Here is an 18039-nt window from a genome sequence, read left to right as displayed (position 1 = left end):
CCTCCCCCGCCTGCTGCGTTGTGATGGGAGGTGAGGGGTCGGTCCGGCACGCCTGTGGATGACGGGAGAGCCCGATGGCAGCAGTGATCTCCACCCGTGGACTGGTGAAGGACTTCGGCCCCCGCATCCGGGCGCTCGACCACCTCGACCTCGAGGTCGGGGCGGGCGAGGTGCACGGGTTCCTCGGCCCCAACGGCGCCGGCAAGACCACGACCATCCGGGTGCTGCTCGGGATGCTGCGCGCCGACGCGGGCGACGTACGCCTGCTGGACGGCGACCCGTGGCGCGACGCGGTGACACTGCACCGCCGCCTGGCCTACGTGCCCGGCGAGGTGAACCTCTGGCCCAACCTCACCGGCGGCGAGGTGATCGACCTGCTGGCCAGCCTGCGCGGCGCGACCGCGACCACCCGGCGCGACGAGCTGCTCGAGCGCTTCAGCCTCGACCCGACCAAGAAGGTGCGCGCCTACTCCAAGGGCAACCGGCAGAAGGTGGCGCTCGTCGCGGCGTTCGCCTCCGACGTCGAGCTCTACCTGCTGGACGAGCCGACGTCGGGCCTCGACCCGCTGATGGAGGCGGTCTTCCAGGAGGTCGTCGGCGAGCTGCGCGCGGACGGCCGCAGCATCCTGCTCTCCAGCCACATCCTCTCCGAGGTGGAGGCGCTCTGCGACCGGGTGACGATCATCCGCGACGGCCGGGCCGCGGAGTCCGGCACGTTCGAGGAGCTGCGCCACCTGACCCGCACCTCGGTCGCCGTCGACACGCGGCACCCGCTCCCCTGCGTCACCACGTGGCCCGGCGTCCACGACGCGCAGGTCCACGACGGCCACGCGGAGTTCAGCGTCGACCCCGCCGAGCTCAACCACGTGCTCGCGCGGCTGGTCGTGCAGGACGTCACCGCGCTGACGACATCGCCGCCCACGCTGGAGGAGCTCTTCCTGCGCCACTACGACACCGAGCCGACCGAGGTGGGGGCGCAGCCGTGAACGGCTTCACCGGTACGCCGCGCCTGGTCCGGCTCGCCCTGCGCCGCGACCGGTTCGTGCTGCCAGCATGGCTGCTCGGCATGGCCGCCTTCCTCGCGGCCACCACGGCGATGTTCGAGGACAGCTACACCCGGCACCCCGAGCTGCTCGTCCCCGACACCCTGATCGTCGTCGAGAACCCGGGCATGCGGGTGCTCGGCCTGGTCACCGGCCCCAGCGTGGGCGGCTACACGATGCACCGCGACGGGCTGACGCTTATGGTCCTCGCCGCCGTGCTGAGCGTGCTGACGGTCGTGCGGCACACGCGGCAGGCCGAGGAGCTCGGGCGCGAGGAGGTGCTGGCCTCCGGTGTCGTCGGCCGGTACGCCTCGCTGGCCGCCGCGGTCCTCGTTGCGGCAGCGGCGGACGTCGTGCTGGCGCCGCTGCTCGGACTGGCCATGGTCGTGGCGGGGCAGCCGGTCGCCGGGTCGATGGCCGCCGGCGCCTCGGTGGCGCTGGTCGGCCTCGTCTTCACGGGCGTCGCGGCGATCACCGTGCAGCTGTCCTCGACGACCCGCGGCGCGACCGGGACGGCGAGCGCGGTGCTGGGCGTCTCGTTCCTGCTCGCGGCGCTGGGCAACATGCTCGGCACCGTGGACTCCGCCGCCCTCCGCGTCACCAGCGCGTGGCCGGCGTGGCTGTCGCCGATCGGCTGGGGCCAGCAGGTGCGGCCGTACGGCGGCGACTCGTGGTGGCCGGTCGGGCTCGCGGTGCTGGTGGCCGCGGCGCTGGTCGGGGTCGGCGTCGTCCTCTGCGGCCGCCGCGACGTCGGCAGCGGTCTCTGGCCCGAGCGCACCGGCGCGGCGCACGCGAGCCACGCGCTGCTCAGCCCCACCGGGCTGGTGTGGCGGCTGCAGCGGTCCGCGCTGGTGGGGTGGGCCGTCGCGATGCTCGGCTTCGGCCTCGTCTTCGGCGCCCTGAGCGAACAGGTGCAGGGCCTGACCGGCGACGCGGCGGAGTGGTACGAGACCTTCGGCGGCGACGTCGACGTGCTGGGCGCGTACTGGGCCTCGATGGTGCAGATCGCCGGCACGGCCGTGGCGGGGTACGTCGTCGCGCTCCTGGTGCGGCTGCACCACGACGAGTCGCAGGGCGTGCTCGAGCCGGTGCTCGCGGGCAGCGTCTCGCGCCTGCGCTGGCTGGGTGCGTACGCCGTGAACGCCCTGGTCGGGGCGGCGCTGCTGATGCTGGTCTTCGCCGGCGCGATGGCGGCGACCGGTGCCGCGGCGGTCGGCGGCGGCGCCGAGCTGGCCGGCGACCTGCTCGCCGCCGCTCTCGTGCAGCTGCCGGCGATCGCCGCGCTGGGGGCGGTCGTCGCACTGGTGGTGCTGGTCGTGCCGCGGATCGCCGTCGGGCTGTCGTGGCTGCTGTTCGTGCTGGTCGTCATGGTCGGGCCGATGTTCGGCCCCTCGCTGGGGCTGCCGGCCTGGGTCTGCGACCTCTCGCCGTTCACCCACGTGCCGAACGTGCCGGCGGTGCCGGTCGAGGTCGTGCCGCTGGTGCTGCTGGCGCTCGTCACCGGCGTCGTCGCGGCGGCCGCCGGCGCAGCGCTGCGCCACCGCGACCTGTCGCTGCCGGCGTGACGCGCCCCGACACGCCGTTCGAACAGGTGTTTGAAATCGACTGCGTCCCGCCACTAGGTTGAGGGGACCAGCCGTGGACCCTGCACAGCCGACCGGGAGGCATCAGCCGATGGCGAAGAAGACCGTGACCGAACTGCCCGACGGGCCGGCCGACGCCACGGGGCTGACGCCGCGCCAGCAGCGGATCCTGGCCCACATCAAGGACTCGCTCGACACCCGCGGCTACCCGCCCAGCATGCGCGAGATCGGCGAGGCGGTCGGGCTGACCAGCTCCTCGAGCGTGGCCCACCAGCTCAAGACGCTGGAGCAGAAGGGCTACCTCAAGCGCGACCCCCACCGCCCGCGCGCGCTGCAGGTCTTCCTGCCCGACGCCGCCGCGAGCCGGCGGGCGGTCGGCAGCGCCGAGGAGTCGGCGTACGACGAGACCGGCGTGGGCGACGCGATGCCCGCGGCGTCGTACGTCCCCGTCGTGGGGCGCATTGCCGCCGGCGGGCCGATCCTGGCCGAGGAGCGGGTGGAAGACGTGTTCCCGCTGCCCAAGCAGCTCGTCGGCGACGGGCAGCTGTTCCTGCTCGAGGTGCGGGGCGACTCGATGGTCGACGCGGCGATCTGCGACGGCGACTACGTCGTGATCCGCCAGCAGCCGACCGCCGAGAACGGCGAGATCGTGGCCGCGATGATCGACGGCGAGGCCACCGTGAAGACCTTCCAGCGCAAGGCCGGGCAGGTCTGGCTGCTGCCGCACAACGACTCCTACGAGCCGATCGACGGCACCCACGCGACCATCCTCGGCAAGGTGACGGCGGTCCTGCGGCGCGTCTGACCGGCCCGACCCCGGATCACCTTCCGGTCACGACCCGGGGGTCGGCTGGCGCCGTGTCGGCGCGGGGCGGTTGAATCAGGCGTCCACGAGTCAGGAGACCGGATGCCCTCGCCCCGCCAACACCGCGCCACACGCCTCACCGCCGCCCTGTCGGCCGTCGCCCTCGGCCTCGGCCTGGCGCTCGTCGCCGGCGCCGGCCCCGCCGCCCAGGCCGCCGACCGACCCGACGTACCGACGCCGGCGCAGCAGGCACTGGCCCGGGCGCAGGCGCTGTTCGACGGCACCCCGGCCACCGACCGCTCCGGCGGGGCCGCGTCCGGCCCGGCCGACGCGACGCTCGCGCTGCGTGACCTGTGGGCCCTGCGCGGCCAGCTGACCGGGGCCGACCGCGCCGCCGCCGACGCACTCCTGGCCAGGCCCGCTGCCAAGCGGAAGGCCTGCACGCCACGGATCTGCGTGCACTGGACACCGAGCGAGGTCAGCAAGAAGGATGGGGACAAGAACGGGCGCCCCGACTACGTCGACAAGGTGATCGGCAACGTCGACGGCGTGCACCGCCACTACGTCAAGGCCGGCTACCGCGCGCCCAAGAGCGACCACGGCCGCGGCGGCAACAACAAGACCGACATCTACCTGCGCGATGTCGGGCAGTTCGGGCTCTACGGCTACTGCGACAGCGACGCCAAGTACTTCCCCAGCCCGAGCAACCACTCGGTGTGGGCCTTCTGCGTGCTCGACAACGATTACAAGTCGAGCCAATTCCCCCAGAACACACCTCTCGAAAATCTGCAGGTGACCGCAGCACACGAGTACTACCACGCAGTCCAGTTTGCCTACGACTTCCTCGAGGACGACTGGTTCATGGAGGCGAGCGCCGCGTGGGCCGAGGACGAGGTCTACGACGCTGTCAACGACAACAAGCAGTACCTCGCCAGCAGCCCTTTGACCCAACCCGACATCCCTCTTGACTCCGCCGCTGACATCGAGGTCTACGGCGGCTGGATCTGGTTCCGCTACCTCACCGAGAAGAACCCCTCGCTCAAGGGCGGGATGCCGGTGCTGCTGCTCCGCATCTGGCAGGCCGCCGACAGCGTCGGCAGCGGCACCGACCGCTACGGCGTGCAGGCGATCCAGAAGGTGCTGAACGGCAAGGGCAGCTCGCTGCGCGACGAGTTCGCGCGCTTCAGCGCGGCCAACCTGTTCGCGCAGACGGCGTACGACGAGGGCACGGCGCAGGCCTACCCGGAGGTGACGCCCGACTTCAACGCAGGGCTGTCCGACGGGCAGGCCTCCTCGCCGAGCGGGACGCTCGACCACCTGACGGCCGCCACGCTGAGGTTCCGGACCCAGGGCACGACCTCGGGGGCGACCCTCGCCGTGAGCATCAACCTGCCCGACACGACACGCGGCTCGGCCGCCGTGGTGACGGTGAACGGCAACGACGGCAGCCACACGCCCGAGCTGGTCGCCCTCGACGCCAACGGCAACGCCGACACCGAGGTGGCCTTCGGCGACGACGTGGTCACGTCGGTCGACGTCACCCTGGTCAACGCCAGCACCCGGTTCCGCTGCAACCAGGGCACCAACTTCTCGTGCAACGGCACCCCGCAGGACGACGGCCTGACCAGTTCCGCGAGCGTCGAGGTGCTCGTGCCCTGATGGACGGTCGGTGACCCCGGGCTGAACATCCCGGGGTCACACCGGCCAGGTCGTCACCTCGGGCCCGGGCCGCTCGTTGGCCGGGCGTGACTCCCTCCCACCCGACCCTGGACCGCCGCACCGTGCTCGCCTCGGGGGCGGCCGGCGCCGCGCTCGCCGGCGCCGCCGGCCTCGCCGCAGGCGCTCCCGCGCGAGGCGCTCCCGCCGCGGCGCGCCCGACAGCCGGGAGGCCCTCCCGCTCCGCCCCGGTCTTCGCGCACGGCGTGGCCTCCGGCGATCCTTTGCCCCGCGCCGTGCTGCTGTGGACCCGGGTGACCCCGACCGCGGCGGCGCAGCCCGGCTCGGGCGAGGGCCCGCGGGTGCGGGTGACCTGGGAGGTGGCCCGCGACGCCGCGTTCCGCCACGTCGTACGGCGGGGCGTGGTGGAGACCGGCCCCGACCGCGACCACACCGTCAAGGTCGACGTCGGCGGCCTGGCGCCGGCGACCTGGTACCACTACCGCTTCCGCTGCGGGGGCGCGACCAGCCGCACCGGCCGCACCCGCACCGCCCCGGCGCCCGACGCCATGCCCGACCACCTGCGCTTCGGCGTCGTGTCGTGCTCCAACTGGCAGGCCGGGTGGTTCAGCCCCTACCGCGGACTGGCGGCGCGCGACGACCTGCACGCGGTGCTGCACCTCGGCGACTACGTCTACGAGTACGGCCCGGGCGAGTACGGCTACGGGACGGCCGACACCGACATCCGGCCGCACGACCCGCCCCACGAGATGGTGTCGCTGTCGGACTACCGGCGCCGCCACGCGCAGTACAAGACCGACCCCGACCTGCAGCGCCTGCACGCGGCGTACCCCTGGATCGTGACGTGGGACGACCACGAGGTCGCCAACGACCAGTGGCGCGACGGGGCGGAGAACCACAGCGACGACGAGGGCAGCTACCGCCGGCGGCGCGCCCGCGCGCACCGGGCGTACGACGAGTGGATGCCGGTGCGGATGGACGGCACGGCCCGGCTCGGCGACGGCGACCGGCTCTTCCGGCGGCTGACCTTCGGCCGGCTGGCGGAGATCAGCATGCTCGACCTGCGCTCCTACCGTGACGCGCAGGTGGCCTCGGCGGTCGGCTTCCCGGTGCCGCCGGCCGACCCGGCGCTCGGCGACCCCGACCGCACGATCACCGGTGAGCAGCAGCTGCGCTGGCTGGAGGACTCGCTGTCGCGCCGGCACGCGCAGTGGAAGGTGGTCGGCAACCCGGTGATGATCGCGCCGGTCGACTTCGGCACGGTGCCGCACGACCTGCTCGACCCGGTCAACGACGTCACCGGCCTGCTCCCGCGCGACGGGCTGCCTTACAACCCCGACCAGTGGGACGGCTACACCGCCGACCGGCGCCGCGTGCTCGAGCACATCCGCGACCACGGCATCAAGGACGCCGTGTTCGTCACCGGCGACATCCACTCCGCGTGGGCCTGCGAGCTGCCCCTCGACCCCGCGACCTGGCCGCTCGGCGACTCGGCCGGTGTCGAGCTCGTCTGCACGTCGGTCACGTCCAACAACCTCAAGGACATCACCGGCTCGCCCGCGCGCACCACGAGCGTCGCGGTCGAGGAGGCGATCAAGCTCGCCAACCGGCACGTGCGGTACCTCGACTTCGACAACCACGGCTTCTCGGTGCTCGACCTGACCCCCGAGCGGGCGCAGATGGACTGGTGGGTGATCAGCGACCGGGCCGACCGCGACGCGACCATCACCTGGTCGACGTCGTGGGCGACCGCGTCGCGCACCGGCCGGGTGACGCAGGTCGACGCGCCGGTGGGTGGGGCCTGATGGCGCCCGACGCCCGGCGCACGAGCCGCCGGACCCTGCTGACCGCGGGCGGCGCAGGGCTGATCTTCTCGGCCGCCGCCGGCGCGCGGTCGTCGGCGGCAACGGCCCCCGTCGCGCGGTCCACGGTGCGGCGGGCGTACGTCGTGGTCGTCGACGGCTGCCGCCCCGACGAGATCACCCCGACGCTCACGCCGCGCCTCGCGGACCTGCGGGCGGCCGGCCGCAACTTCCCGCGGGCGACGTCGCTGCCGGTGATGGAGACCATCCCCAACCACGTGATGATGATGGCCGGGCTGCGGCCCGACCGGACCGGCGTACCGGCCAACGAGGTGTACGACCGCGCGGCCGGCGCGGTGCGCACCCTCGACCGGCCGACCGACCTGCGCAGCAGCACGGTGATCGACCGCGCCGACGCCGCCGGGCTGACCACCGGGACGGTGCTGAGCAAGGAGTACCTCTACGGGATCTTCGGCGAGCGGGCGACCTACCGCTGGGAGCCGGGGCCGCTGGTCCCGGTGTCGGGGCACGCGCCCGACGTCTTCACGATGGACGCGACGCTGGCGATGGTCGAGGACCTCGACCCGCACCTGGTCTTCGTCAACCTCGGCGACATCGACCGCTTCGGGCACGCCGACCTGACCGGCAGCGACCTGCGGCTCGCGCGCACGCTCGCGCTCGCCGACACCGACGCCCAGGTGGGCCGGCTGGTGCAGCTGCTGCACGACTCCGGCCGGTGGGAGCACTCGCTGCTCGTCCTGCTCGCCGACCACGCGATGGACTGGTCGCGCCCCGGCCGGGTGGTCAGCCTGACGCCGGCGCTCGAGGCCGACCCGGTGCTGGCCGGCAGGGTCGCGGTCGCGGACAACGGCGGCGCGGACCTCCTCTACTGGACCGGCCCGGCGGCGCTCCGCGACGAGGCGGTCACCCGCATGCGCGACGTGGCCTCGTCGGTCGAGGGCGTGCTGGTCACCCACGACCGGCGCGAGGAGTCATTGCGGCTCGGGCCCGAGGCGGGCGACGTGCTGGTGTGGTGCCGGGCCGGGTGGCGGTTCAGCGAGCCCGACGTCACCGGCAACCCGGTCCCGGGCAACCACGGCCACCCGGCGACGTACCCGATCCCGTTCTTCGTCTCGGGCGGGCACCGCGCGGTGCGGGCGGGCACGACGTCCTCGGCGCGGGCACACACGGTCGACGTGGCGCCGACGGTCGGGGAGTTCCTCGGCGTCGGCGGGCCGGCCGGGGGGTACGACGGACGCTCGCGGCTCTAGCCGCCGGCCAGCCGACCGAGGGCCTTGCGCACGAGCGCAGGGTCGGTCGTCGCCCACATCGGCGGCAGGCCGGCCTTGAGGAACCCGCCGTAGCGCGCGGTGGCCAGGCGCGGGTCGAGCACGGCGACGACGCCGCGGTCGGTGGTGGTGCGGATCAGGCGGCCGGCACCCTGGGCGAGCAGCAGCGCGGCGTGGGTGGCGGCGACCTGCATGAAGCCGTTGCCGCCGGCCTTCTCGACCGCGCGCTGGCGCGCCGACATCAGCGGGTCGTCGGGGCGCGGGAACGGGATCCGGTCGATGATCACCAGCTGGCAGGTCTCCCCGGGCACGTCGAGACCCTGCCACAGGCTGAGCGTGCCGAAGAGGCAGGTGTGGGGGTCCTCGACGAACTGCTTGGCGAGCTCGGGCAGCTGGGCGTCGCCCTGGGCGAGGGTGGTCAGGTGGGGCAGCCGCTCGCGCACCACCTCGGCCGCCGCCTCAGCCGCGCGGCGCGAGGAGAAGAGCCCGAGCGTGCGGCCCTCGACGGCGTCGACGAGGTCGACGATCTCGTCGACCTGGGCCGGGCCGAGGCCGTCGCGGCCCGGCGGCGGCAGGTGCCGCGCGACGTACAGGATGGCCTGCTGGCCGTAGTCGAACGGCGAGCCGACGTCGAGGCCGACCCACGGCAGGGCGTCGTCCGGCACGTCCTCGCCGACGGTCTCGCCGTGGACCACGCGCTCCGACGGCTTGAGCCCGACCGACGACGCGACCGCGCTGAAGTCGCCGCCCAGCATCAGCGTCGCCGACGTCATCACCACGGTCTTGTCGCTGAGCAGCTTCTCGCGCATCGGGCCCCACACCTCGAGCGGCGCCACGCACAGCCGCGGCGGGAACCGGTCGCCGCCCTCGGAGAGCCACATCACGTCGGACTCGGCGTCCTTGGCCATCCGCTCGGCGGTCGTGAAGACCTCCTGCACCGAGCCCTTGGCCTGGGTCTTGCCGGCGTCGGCCTCACCGTCGCTGTCACGGGGGTACGCCGAGAGGCAGGTGCGCGCCGCGTCGCGCACCAGCGCCAGCGCCTCCGCGAGCTGGTCGGGGACGGTGTCGAAGCGCCCCGGCGAGGCCATCGCCACCGCGTCGGCAAGGGCGTCGGCGGACTCGGCGAGGCGGTCGGCCTCGTCGCCGTCGACGTGGCGCTGCGAGCGCCGGGCCGCGCGCTCGACGTCGGCGACCGCGAGCTCGTCGGTCGCGGCCTGGGTGACCCGGGCGACGAGCTCGTGGGCCTCGTCGATCACCACGACGTCGTAGTCGGGGATCATCGGGACGCCCTCGATCGCGTCGATCGCGAGCAGGGAGTGGTTGGTGACCACGAGGTGGCTCTGGTGGGCCTCCTCGCGGGCGACCTCGACGAAGCACTCCTGCCCGAAGGGGCAGCGGGCCGCCCCGAGGCAGTCGCGGTGGCCGACGCTGACCTGGCGCCACTCGCGGTCGGTGTGGCGCGGGGCGCGGTCGCGCTCGCCGGTGCCGCCGTTCTCGGCCTCCTCCTCGGCCCAGGCGCGCAGCTCGAGCACCTTCTGGCCCAGGGACCCGACCGGCGCCTCGATCAGCGCGCCCTGGTCGTCGGGGACGCCGGCGCGGATGCGGTGGAGGCAGGCGTAGTTGGAGCGGCCCTTGAGCACGGCGTACTTCGCGTCGACGCCGGCCCCGCCGACCGCCTCCGCCAGCCGCGGCAGGTCGCGCTCGACCAGCTGGTGCTGCAGGGCGAGCGTCGCCGTGGCGACCACGACGCGGCGGCCGTGGAGCAGGCTCGGCACGAGGTAGCCGAGCGACTTGCCGGTGCCCGTGCCGGCCTGCACGAGCAGGTGGCGCCCCGACTCCATGGCCTCGGCGACGGCCTCGGCCATCTCCACCTGGCCCGCCCGCTCCTCACCGCCGAGGGCGGCGACGGCCGTCGCGAGGACCTCGCGGACGCGGTTGCCCGAGGGCGAAGAGGGCGGGGACGCGTCGGGCACCCGAGCACCCTAGCCCCGGACGCCGACAGCCCGACGCCGCCTCCCACAGCGACCATCCCTGCCACCTCGGGTCGCCATTTCTCCCACCTCGGGTGACCATTTCTCCCACCTCGGCGGTCAGTCGTCGCCGCCGGAGTCGCTGTCGGTCTCGACGCGGAAGACGGGGGAGCCCGAGGAGCAGGTGGCCTCGAACTTGGTCTGGCGCTCGGTGGAGGTGTTCTCGAACTCGACCTCGACGTGCTCGGGGCCGCTGCTGCTCACCTCGTAGCGGTAGCCGTCGTTGGGGTACGCGCTGACCAGACGGATGGTGGCGCCCGTGCACTCGACCTTGACCGAGCCGGCGGCGCCGTTCCAGATCCGGCTGACGGTGGCGGGTCCGTCGGGCGAGGGGTTGCTGGTCTTGCTGCCGCCCGACCCGCCGGGGCTGGAGGATCCCGAGCCGCCCTGGTTCCCGGAGCCGGAGGTGGCCTGGCCGCCGGTGGGCTGGCCGTCCGGGCCGTCGCCACCCGACCCGTGGTGCCCGTCGTGCCCGTGGTCGTCGCCGCCGTGCCCGTCGTTCCCGTCGTGGCCGGGGCGGGGCGAGGGGCGGCCGGTGGTCTGGGTGGCCACGCCGAGCAGCGGGGTCTCCCCCGTGCGCAGCGGCTGTCCGGTGATCCCCGTGTCCTGGCCCGCGCTCGAGATCACGGCCCAGACCAGCCCGGAGCCCAGGGTCACCACGAGGACCCAGGCCAGGGCGGCGACCACGAACGTGCGGCGATTCACGGTGTCATCATCTCCGATGCTCCACCGGCGGCAGGGCACGGCCGGTTACGGTGCGGACATGACCAGCATCCTGGTCGTCGAGGACGACGCGGCCATCCGTGGCGCCTGCCAGCGCGGCCTCACCGAGCGGGGCCACGCGGTCGCGACCGCGCCCACCGGCATGGCCGGCCTCGAGCAGGTGCTCCGCGACGAGCCGCAGGTCGTGCTCCTCGACCTCGGTCTGCCGGACGTCGACGGGCTGGCGCTGATCTCGATGATCCGCGCCGCCTCGCAGGTCCCGATCATCGTGATCACCGCCCGCGACGACGACCCGACCATGGTCACCGCGCTCGACAGCGGCGCCGACGACTACGTCATCAAGCCCTTCGGCACCGACCAGGTCGCGGCGCGCATCCGCGCCGTGCTGCGCCGCAGCGGAGCGGTCGCCGGCGAGTCCGTCGCACCGCTGCGGGTCGGCGACCTCGTCATCGACGAGCGCACCCGCACCGTCACCCTGGCCGGCGAGCCGCTGGAGCTGGCGCGCAAGGAGTTCGACCTGCTGCAGGTCCTCGCCTCCCGGGCGGGCGAGGTGGTCACCAAGCGCGAGCTGCTCTCGGAGGTCTGGCAGCAGGCGTACGGCGGGTCCGAGCGCTCCGTCGACGTCCACCTGTCCTGGCTGCGCCGCAAGCTCGGGGAGACCGCCGCCGAGCCCCGCTACCTGCACGTCGTGCGCGGCGTGGGCGTCAAGCTGGTCGACCCCGACGCCTCCGACAGCGGAAGCGCCTGAGGTCCGGTCCCGTGCGGCGGCGGATCTCATGGCTGGTCCTCGGCACGACGTCCACCATCGTGGTGGCCTTCGTGATCCCGCTCTGCCTGCTGGTGCGCACGCTGGCCGAGGACCGTGCGATGGCGGATGCCGACCAGGAGGCGCGCAGCGTGGCGATCCTGGTGGCGAGCGACGTCGGCACCGACGTCCTCCGGAGCACGGTCTCGCGGCTCGGCGACGCGGAGACCAGCGTGGTGCTGCCGAGCGGCAAGGTCGTCGGGCCGCCGCTCGCCACCACCGACCCGGAGGTGCGCCGCGCGCGTGGCGAGGCGTTCACGGTCGTCGACGGTGACGGCGGTCGGGTCTACATCCCGGTGACCGGCGCCGACGGGGAGACCACGGTCGTGCGCACCAGCGTGCCGCCCGAGACACTGCGCCAGGGCGTGGTCGAGGCGTGGCTCGGCATCATCGCGCTCGGCCTCGTGCTGCTCGGCATCGCGGCGGTGATCGCGGCGTGGTTCGGCCGGCGGATCAGCGAGCCCCTGCTCGAGGTGGCCGGCACGGCCCACCGGTTGCGCGAGGGCGACCTCGCGGCCCGGGCCGAGGTCACCGGCACCGAGGAGACCGAGGAGCTGGCCCGCGCGCTCAACGGCCTCGCCGAGCGCACCGGCGAGCTGCTCGCCCAGGAGCGCGCCGCCGTCGCCGACCTCTCCCACCGCCTGCGGACGCCGGTCACCGCGTTGCGCCTCGACGCCGAACAGGTGGACGACCCCGAGGTCGCGGCCCGGCTCGGCCAGCACATCGGCGTGCTGCAGCGCAGCATCGACGCGATCGTGCGCGAGGCACGCCGTCCGGTGCGCACCGCGCTCGCGGCGTCGTGCGACGCGACCGAGGTGGTCGGCGGCCGCATCGCCTTCTGGGCCGCGCTGGCCGACGACCAGCAGCGTCCGCTCGAGGTGTCGCTGCCGGAGGAGCCCGTGACCGTCCCCGTGGCGCCCGACGACCTGGCCGACCTGCTCGACGTGCTGCTCGACAACGTCTTCGCCCACACCCCCGAGCCCGTGGGCTTCCGGGTGCGGCTGGTGCGGCTCGACGGGGTGGCCCACCTGTCGGTGACCGACGACGGCCCCGGCCCGACGCCCCACGGGGGAGGACGCCGGACCGGGTCCACCGGCCTCGGCCTCGACATCGCCCGGCGCACCGCCGAGGGGTGCGGCGGGTCGCTGGACGTGGTCGCGGGGCCGGGCGGTCGCGGGACCGTCGTCGAGGTGCTGCTGCCGGTCGCGCGCGTCTGACATCACGAGCCCGACGGCGTCGTCGAGGACGTCGTCCCTCAGTCCTCGACCTCGGGGCTCTCGGTCTCGCCGGAGTCGTCGTCGCCCGGCTCGTCCTGGTCGTCGTCCTGGTCGTCGGCCTCGTCGTCGCCGGAGTCGTCGCCCTGGTCGTCGTACTGGTCGTCGTCACCCTGGTCGTCCGAGCCGGCGGGGGTGCTGCTGTCGTCGTCGTACTGGTCGTCGTCGCCCGGGGTGGAGCTGCCCGAGGTCGACGCGCCCGAGGCCGGCGCCGGGGCGACCGAGCCGCTGCGGGCCTGGCCCGGCACCACGACGGTGCGGGTCACGTCGGTGACGCACTTCTTGCCGACCCGCTCGGCGGGCTTCTTGCAGGGGCGCAGCTTGACGACCTTCTGCACCTGCGCCGCGACGTCCTGGGTCTCGGCGGCAGGCTGGAGCGAGGTCGACGTGGGGGTCGGGCCCGAGGCGCTGCTCGGGGTCGCGACGGAGTAGGCGGCCGCTCCGCCGATGGTGCCTGCGAGCACCGCGACGATGACGGCGAGGATCGACTTGAGGTTCATGTCCCCCACCGTGGGTCGCCGGGTGTTGTCGGCGCCTCGTGGCAAGGTCAAATCAACGTCAAGGGTTCCCCTAACGTGGACTTGACGTTGCGATGAGGCGGCCTTGCCGAGCAGCGGCGCACGCTGAGCGGCATGACCTACACCCGCAGGACCCGCAACCGCTACCGAGCCGTCGTCACCGCGATCACCACCGTGGGCGGCGTCGCCGCCGTCACGGCGACCGGGTGGCTGGCCGGGCTGGCGGCGCAGGAGCAGGCGGCCGACCAGGGTGCGACCACCGACGGGGCCGGCGCCCAGGCCCCCCAGCCGGCCGCGGCCCAGCGCAAGGTCAAGCCGGAGCGCCGGATCGTGTGGAAGGACCGGCCGCAGGTCACCCGGGTGACGACGCGCTACGTCACCGGCAGCACCGGCACGACGTACGGCGGCACGACCTCCTCGGGCACCTCGGGCTGGACCGGGTCGACCGGCACCAGCTCCGGCGGCTCGGGTGGCTCCGGCGGGCCCGCCCCGGCGCCCGCTCCCGCCCCCGCACCCGCACCTGCCCCGGCTCCCCCGCCGGCGCCCAGCAGCGGCTCGTGACGATGACCGGATCCACCACCGGCTCCACCACCACCGGCTCCGTGACCGGCGTCGGCCCGGCCCTGCACCGCCGGTTCGACGCCTTCGGCAGCTACGGCCACGTCGCCGTCCGCCGTCCCTCCGACCTCGCCCCGGTGCTCGCCCTCGTGCAGCGCGTCGTGGCCGACGTCGACGCCACCTGCAGCCGGTTCCGCGACGACTCCGACCTCGCCCGGGCCAACCGGCGCCCCGGCCGCTGGACCACCGTCGACCCCCTGCTGGTGGCCGCCGTCGATGCGGCCTGCGGCGCGGCCGCGGCGACCGACGGGCTGGTGCACCCGCTGCTCGGACGACCGCTGGTCACGCTGGGCTACGACCGCGACTTCGACGAGCTGGCGCGCCGCGGCGACGTCCCCGGCATCGAGGAGGCGCCGGTCCCCGACACCGACGCCTGGCGGGCGATCGGCCTCGACACCGAGGGCCGCATCCGCGTGCCGCTCGGCACCGCGCTCGACCTCGGCGCCACCGGCAAGGCGTGGGCGGCCGACGTCGCGGCGCACGCCATCGAGGAGGAGCTCGGCTGCCCCGCGCTGGTCAGCCTCGGCGGCGACCTGCGGATCGCCACCCCCGACGGCGGCCCGTGGCAGGTGGCGGTCTCCGAGCGCCCCGGGCAGGGCCCGGACACGATCGTCGCGATCACCGAGGGCGGCCTGGCCACCTCGAGCACGCGGGTGCGGCGCTGGACCGCCGACGGCGTCGAGCGACACCACGTCGTCGACCCGCGCACCGGTCGCCCGGCCACCGAGGTCTGGCGCACCGTGACCGCCGTGGCGCCGACCGCGACCGGGGCCAACACCGCGACCACCGCCGCGGTCGTGCTCGGCCACGACGCCGACGCGTGGCTCACCGAGCGCACGGTGCCGGCCCGCCTGGTCGCCGCCGACGGCAGCGTCGTCCTGCTCGGCGGCTGGCCCGCCGACGCCGTCCCCTCCCCCGCCCCTGCCCCGACCGCGACCCCGGAGGCGTCATGACCGACGGTCCCCTGCTCTGGTACCTCAACCGCGGAACCGGCGTGGTCGTGCTGGTGCTGCTCACCCTCACCACCGTGCTCGGCATCGCCTCGATCGGCGGACGGCCGGCGCGCGGGATCCCGCGCTTCGTCACCCAGTCGCTGCACCGCAACGCCGCGCTGCTCGCGGTCGTCCTGCTCGCGGGCCACGTGGCCTCGGCGGTCGTCGACACCTACGTCGACATCCGCTGGTGGCAGGCGTTCTGGCCGTTCGGCGCGACGTACCAGCCGCTCTGGCTGGGCCTCGGCGCGGTCGCCCTCGACCTGATGCTGGTCATCGTGGTGACCAGCATGCTGCGCACCCACATGAGCCACCGCGGCTGGCGGCTGCTGCACCTGGCCTCCTACCCCCTCTGGGTGATCTCGCTGGCGCACGGCATCGGGATCGGCACCGACCTCGGCGGGGCGTGGTGGGCCGCCGCCGTGGGCTGCGCGGCGGCGGTCGGTGCCGCCGCCGCGTGGCGTCTCGTGCGCCTGGTGCTCGACCGGCCGTGGCGGCAGCCCGAGCCCGACCTGTCCGACACCCGACCCCTCGGAGTCCTGCGATGACCACGCTGTTCCACCCGCTGACCCCCGTCGTCGAGGAGGGCCCGGCCCTGCTGGCCGGCACCGAGGAGGGCCCCTCCCTCGCCGCCCACCGCGTGCAGCACGGCGACCTGCCCCGCCTCGACGCCGAGACCCTGGAGGCCCTGGTCGAGGGGGTCGCGCTGCGCGGCCGCGGCGGGGCGGCGTTCCCGTTCGCGACCAAGCTCGCGGCGGCCCGGCGCAACAGCCGGCACGGCCGGCGCCCGGTCGTCGTGGTCAACCTCAGCGAGGGCGAGCCGGCGAGCAGCAAGGACGCCGCGCTCGCCGCCACCCGCCCGCACCTGGTGCTCGACGGCGCGGCCGTCACGGCCCGGGCGCTGCGGTCGCGCGAGCTCCACGTCGTGCTGCCGGGTGACCGCCCGGCGGCCGCGGAGGCGATGCGCACCGCACTGGCCGAGCGCCGCGACCTGCCGACGGTGCACACCCACGTCGCCGAGCCCCGCTTCGTCGCCGGGCAGGCCCGGGCGGTGCTCGAGCTGATGGCCGGCCGCCCGGGGCTGCCCGTCACCGCGTGGCAGCCCGAGGCGGTCTCGGGCCACCGCGGACGTCCCACGCTGCTCAGCAACGCCGAGACCTGGGCCCGGGTGGGGCTGCTCGCCCTCGCCGGCCCCACGTCGTACGCCGCACTCGGCACGGCCGACGAGCCCGGCACCACCTTGCTCACGCTGAGCCGCCCCGGCACCCGGCCGCTCGTACGCGAGGTGGCGTACGGCGCGCGGTTCCGCGACCTGCTGCGACCCGGCGACCTCGGGCGACCGGCGCTGCTCGGCGGCTTCCACGGCACCTGGGTGACCGCCGAGACGCTCGCCAACGCGCGGATCTCGGTCACCGGCCTGCGCGCGCTCGGCGCCTCCCTCGGCGCCGGCGTGGTGCTGACCGCCCCGGAGGGCACCTGCCCGGTGGTGCTGACCGCCCGGATCACCGACTACCTCGCGGGCCAGAGCGCCCGGCGGTGCGGACCCTGCCTCAACGGACTCCCGGCCCTGGCCCGGGCGGTGGCCGACGTCCGTGACGGGCAGGGCGGCACCGACCGGGCGCTCGGGCTGGCCGCGACCGTCGAGCGGCGCGGCGCGTGCGCCCACCCCGACGGCACCGTGCGGCTGGTCCGCTCGCTGCTCGCGACCTTCGCCGACGAGGTCGACGTGCACGCCCGCGGCGGCTGCTCCGAACGCACGCCGCTGCACGTCGTCCACGCCGAGGAGGTGGCGTCGTGACCGCCGCCCCCCGCGACCTCCGTGTCGACTGGCCGGCCTGCCGCGCCCGCGGCCTGTGCCACGAGGTGCTGCCCGAGCTCGTCGACCTCGACGAGTGGGGCTACCCGATCGTGCGCGGACCCGTCACCGAGGACCTCCTCGCCGACGCCCGCGAGGCCGTGCAGGTCTGCCCCCGCCTCGCCCTCCGCCTCGTCACGCGCTGACCCGCCGTCAACTAACGGCGGGTCACCCGTCCGATAGCCGACCCGCCGTTAACTAACGGCGGGTCAGCGTGATCTGGTCGGCCACGAGGTCGCCGAACTCGCGGTGGCCGGCCTCGGTGAGGTGGAGGCCGTCGTCGAGGTAGTCGAGGTGCCACCCCACCGTCGAGACGTACGCCGCGCCGTGGCGCTCCGCGAGGTCGGCGAGGAGGGCGTCGACCCGGGGCACCGAGCCGGCCCGCGCGGGCGCGGCGGGCGGGCCGACCACGACGACCGGCCGCCCGGACGCCTCGACGACGGCCATCAGCCGGGCGAACCCGGCCCGGATCTCGGCGTCCGGGCGGTCGTGGTCGTTGAGCCCGCCCTCGACGACGACGAGGTCCGCACCCCCGCGGAGGACCTGGCCGGCGCGAGCGGCGAACGAGACCCCGGCCCCGCACTCGCTGGCGAGCGCGCTGAACCCCGAGCCGGAGAAGCCCGCCACGTGCACGCTGCCCGGGAGCCGCGAGGGCCACGAGTCGCCCGGGTCGTCGAGGCCGAGGCCGGCCGACCACGAGTCGCCGATGACGACGACCCGCTCGCCGGTGCCGGTGACCTCCCGGGCCCGGGCCGCCGCCTCGGCCGCGAACCGGTCGCAGCGGTCACCCGGGGCCCCCGACGCGTGCCGCACGACGCCGACGGTGACGAGCAGTGCCCCCAGCACCGCCCCGAGCACCGCCAGTGCCGTGCCGCCGCGCGCGACGGCGTACCCCCGAGATGTCACGCAGAGATGATCGGTCGCCGGGCGGCGTCATGACGCCGGGCTCGACGATCGTGACCGAGGCGTGACCTGGCCGGAAAATACCCGGTCGCGAGCGGGAACCATTCCGGGCCCGCGGTGCG

Annotated in this window: 17 protein-coding genes; 13 read left to right on the top strand and 4 right to left on the bottom strand. The window is 74.8% G+C overall.

The window, feature by feature from the left end; translation table 11 throughout:
- The first annotated feature begins 74 nt into the window (after positions 1–74).
- From ACFPGP_RS14295 to ACFPGP_RS14270, 6 genes are all read left to right on the top strand, one after another.
- On the top strand, positions 75–986 hold the full coding sequence (locus tag ACFPGP_RS14295) for an ABC transporter ATP-binding protein (protein ID WP_378591237.1): 912 nt from the start codon (positions 75–77) through the stop codon (positions 984–986).
- The gene (locus ACFPGP_RS14290) at positions 983–2608 is read left to right on the top strand and encodes an ABC transporter permease (protein WP_378591236.1); all 1626 of its coding nucleotides are present in this window, start codon (positions 983–985) and stop codon (positions 2606–2608) included. Before ACFPGP_RS14295 ends, ACFPGP_RS14290 begins: the two co-directional genes overlap by 4 nt.
- 109 nt (positions 2609–2717) lie before the next feature.
- Entirely contained in the window at positions 2718–3431 is a 714-nt protein-coding gene (gene lexA, locus ACFPGP_RS14285) for a transcriptional repressor LexA (RefSeq protein ID WP_378591235.1), read from the top strand.
- Between the two features lie 102 nt (positions 3432–3533).
- Positions 3534–5090, top strand: a complete 1557-nt coding sequence (locus tag ACFPGP_RS14280) for an MXAN_6640 family putative metalloprotease (RefSeq protein WP_378591233.1) — start codon at positions 3534–3536, stop codon at positions 5088–5090.
- 86 nt (positions 5091–5176) lie between these two features.
- Positions 5177–6913, top strand: a complete 1737-nt coding sequence (locus tag ACFPGP_RS14275) for an alkaline phosphatase D family protein (protein WP_378591231.1) — start codon at positions 5177–5179, stop codon at positions 6911–6913.
- Positions 6913–8181 (top strand): alkaline phosphatase family protein, encoded by a 1269-nt coding sequence (locus tag ACFPGP_RS14270; protein WP_378591229.1) that lies wholly within the window; start codon positions 6913–6915, stop codon positions 8179–8181. The genes ACFPGP_RS14275 and ACFPGP_RS14270 overlap by 1 nt, the downstream gene beginning before the upstream one ends.
- On the opposite strand, the gene ACFPGP_RS14265 is transcribed toward ACFPGP_RS14270, so the two are convergent.
- Positions 8178–10172 carry an ATP-dependent DNA helicase gene (locus ACFPGP_RS14265; protein WP_378591228.1) on the bottom strand — a complete coding sequence of 665 codons (1995 nt, stop codon included), beginning with the start codon at positions 10170–10172 and terminating at the stop codon, positions 8178–8180. The two genes, ACFPGP_RS14270 and ACFPGP_RS14265, sit on opposite strands and share 4 nt — an antisense overlap.
- Before the next feature lie 117 nt (positions 10173–10289).
- Complete coding sequence (locus ACFPGP_RS14260) at positions 10290–10934, bottom strand: hypothetical protein (protein ID WP_378591226.1); 645 nt, start codon at positions 10932–10934, stop codon at positions 10290–10292.
- 58 nt (positions 10935–10992) lie between these two features.
- On the opposite strand from ACFPGP_RS14260, the gene ACFPGP_RS14255 reads away from it, so the two are divergent.
- Together ACFPGP_RS14255 and ACFPGP_RS14250 are read left to right on the top strand one after the other, a co-directional pair.
- On the top strand, positions 10993–11700 hold the full coding sequence (locus ACFPGP_RS14255) for a response regulator transcription factor (protein WP_378591224.1): 708 nt from the start codon (positions 10993–10995) through the stop codon (positions 11698–11700).
- An 11-nt stretch (positions 11701–11711) separates the two neighbouring features.
- The gene (locus tag ACFPGP_RS14250) at positions 11712–12974 is read left to right on the top strand and encodes a sensor histidine kinase (RefSeq protein ID WP_378591222.1); all 1263 of its coding nucleotides are present in this window, start codon (positions 11712–11714) and stop codon (positions 12972–12974) included.
- A gap of 38 nt (positions 12975–13012) precedes the next feature.
- On the opposite strand, the gene ACFPGP_RS14245 is transcribed toward ACFPGP_RS14250, so the two are convergent.
- Complete coding sequence (locus ACFPGP_RS14245; protein ID WP_378591220.1) at positions 13013–13531, bottom strand: hypothetical protein; 519 nt, start codon at positions 13529–13531, stop codon at positions 13013–13015.
- Positions 13532–13663: 132 nt separating this feature from the next.
- On the opposite strand from ACFPGP_RS14245, the gene ACFPGP_RS14240 reads away from it, so the two are divergent.
- Genes ACFPGP_RS14240 through ACFPGP_RS14220 form a run of 5 tightly spaced genes read left to right on the top strand, consistent with a single transcriptional unit; the run spans position 13664 to position 17160 of the window.
- Complete coding sequence (locus ACFPGP_RS14240) at positions 13664–14110, top strand: hypothetical protein (protein ID WP_378591219.1); 447 nt, start codon at positions 13664–13666, stop codon at positions 14108–14110.
- A gap of 2 nt (positions 14111–14112) precedes the next feature.
- Positions 14113–15120: an FAD:protein FMN transferase gene (locus ACFPGP_RS14235; protein ID WP_378591526.1), complete on the top strand. Its 1008-nt coding sequence runs from the start codon at positions 14113–14115 to the stop codon at positions 15118–15120.
- Positions 15117–15707 (top strand): ferric reductase-like transmembrane domain-containing protein, encoded by a 591-nt coding sequence (locus ACFPGP_RS14230; RefSeq protein WP_378591217.1) that lies wholly within the window; start codon positions 15117–15119, stop codon positions 15705–15707. The genes ACFPGP_RS14235 and ACFPGP_RS14230 overlap by 4 nt, the downstream gene beginning before the upstream one ends.
- Positions 15704–16957, top strand: coding sequence for an NADH-ubiquinone oxidoreductase-F iron-sulfur binding region domain-containing protein (locus ACFPGP_RS14225; RefSeq protein ID WP_378591215.1), 1254 nt, complete (start codon positions 15704–15706; stop codon positions 16955–16957). Before ACFPGP_RS14230 ends, ACFPGP_RS14225 begins: the two co-directional genes overlap by 4 nt.
- Positions 16954–17160 (top strand): ferredoxin, encoded by a 207-nt coding sequence (locus ACFPGP_RS14220; protein ID WP_378591213.1) that lies wholly within the window; start codon positions 16954–16956, stop codon positions 17158–17160. The genes ACFPGP_RS14225 and ACFPGP_RS14220 overlap by 4 nt, the downstream gene beginning before the upstream one ends.
- Before the next feature lie 52 nt (positions 17161–17212).
- On the opposite strand, the gene ACFPGP_RS14215 is transcribed toward ACFPGP_RS14220, so the two are convergent.
- Positions 17213–17920: an SGNH/GDSL hydrolase family protein gene (locus ACFPGP_RS14215; protein WP_378591211.1), complete on the bottom strand. Its 708-nt coding sequence runs from the start codon at positions 17918–17920 to the stop codon at positions 17213–17215.
- Positions 17921–18039 lie beyond the last annotated feature (119 nt).

This window comes from Nocardioides taihuensis (genome assembly GCF_042657275.1).
GTDB classification, from domain to species: domain Bacteria; phylum Actinomycetota; class Actinomycetes; order Propionibacteriales; family Nocardioidaceae; genus Nocardioides; species Nocardioides taihuensis.
The sequence above is the reverse complement of the archived record's forward strand: the minus strand, read 5'-3'. Positions and strand labels throughout refer to the sequence as shown.

What these genes read in the sequence shown, in the direction of transcription:
- ACFPGP_RS14295 (WP_378591237.1), top strand. Translation starts at nt 75, where the DNA reads ATGGCAGCAGTGATCTCCACCCGTGGACTGGTGAAGGACTTCGGCCCC.
- lexA (WP_378591235.1), top strand. Translation starts at nt 2,718, where the DNA reads ATGGCGAAGAAGACCGTGACCGAACTGCCCGACGGGCCGGCCGACGCC.
- ACFPGP_RS14280 (WP_378591233.1), top strand. Translation starts at nt 3,534, where the DNA reads ATGCCCTCGCCCCGCCAACACCGCGCCACACGCCTCACCGCCGCCCTG.
- ACFPGP_RS14270 (WP_378591229.1), top strand. Translation starts at nt 6,913, where the DNA reads ATGGCGCCCGACGCCCGGCGCACGAGCCGCCGGACCCTGCTGACCGCG.
- ACFPGP_RS14255 (WP_378591224.1), top strand. Translation starts at nt 10,993, where the DNA reads ATGACCAGCATCCTGGTCGTCGAGGACGACGCGGCCATCCGTGGCGCC.
- ACFPGP_RS14245 (WP_378591220.1), bottom strand. Translation starts at nt 13,531, where the DNA reads ATGAACCTCAAGTCGATCCTCGCCGTCATCGTCGCGGTGCTCGCAGGC.
- ACFPGP_RS14240 (WP_378591219.1), top strand. Translation starts at nt 13,664, where the DNA reads ATGACCTACACCCGCAGGACCCGCAACCGCTACCGAGCCGTCGTCACC.
- ACFPGP_RS14235 (WP_378591526.1), top strand. Translation starts at nt 14,113, where the DNA reads ATGACCGGATCCACCACCGGCTCCACCACCACCGGCTCCGTGACCGGC.
- ACFPGP_RS14230 (WP_378591217.1), top strand. Translation starts at nt 15,117, where the DNA reads ATGACCGACGGTCCCCTGCTCTGGTACCTCAACCGCGGAACCGGCGTG.
- ACFPGP_RS14225 (WP_378591215.1), top strand. Translation starts at nt 15,704, where the DNA reads ATGACCACGCTGTTCCACCCGCTGACCCCCGTCGTCGAGGAGGGCCCG.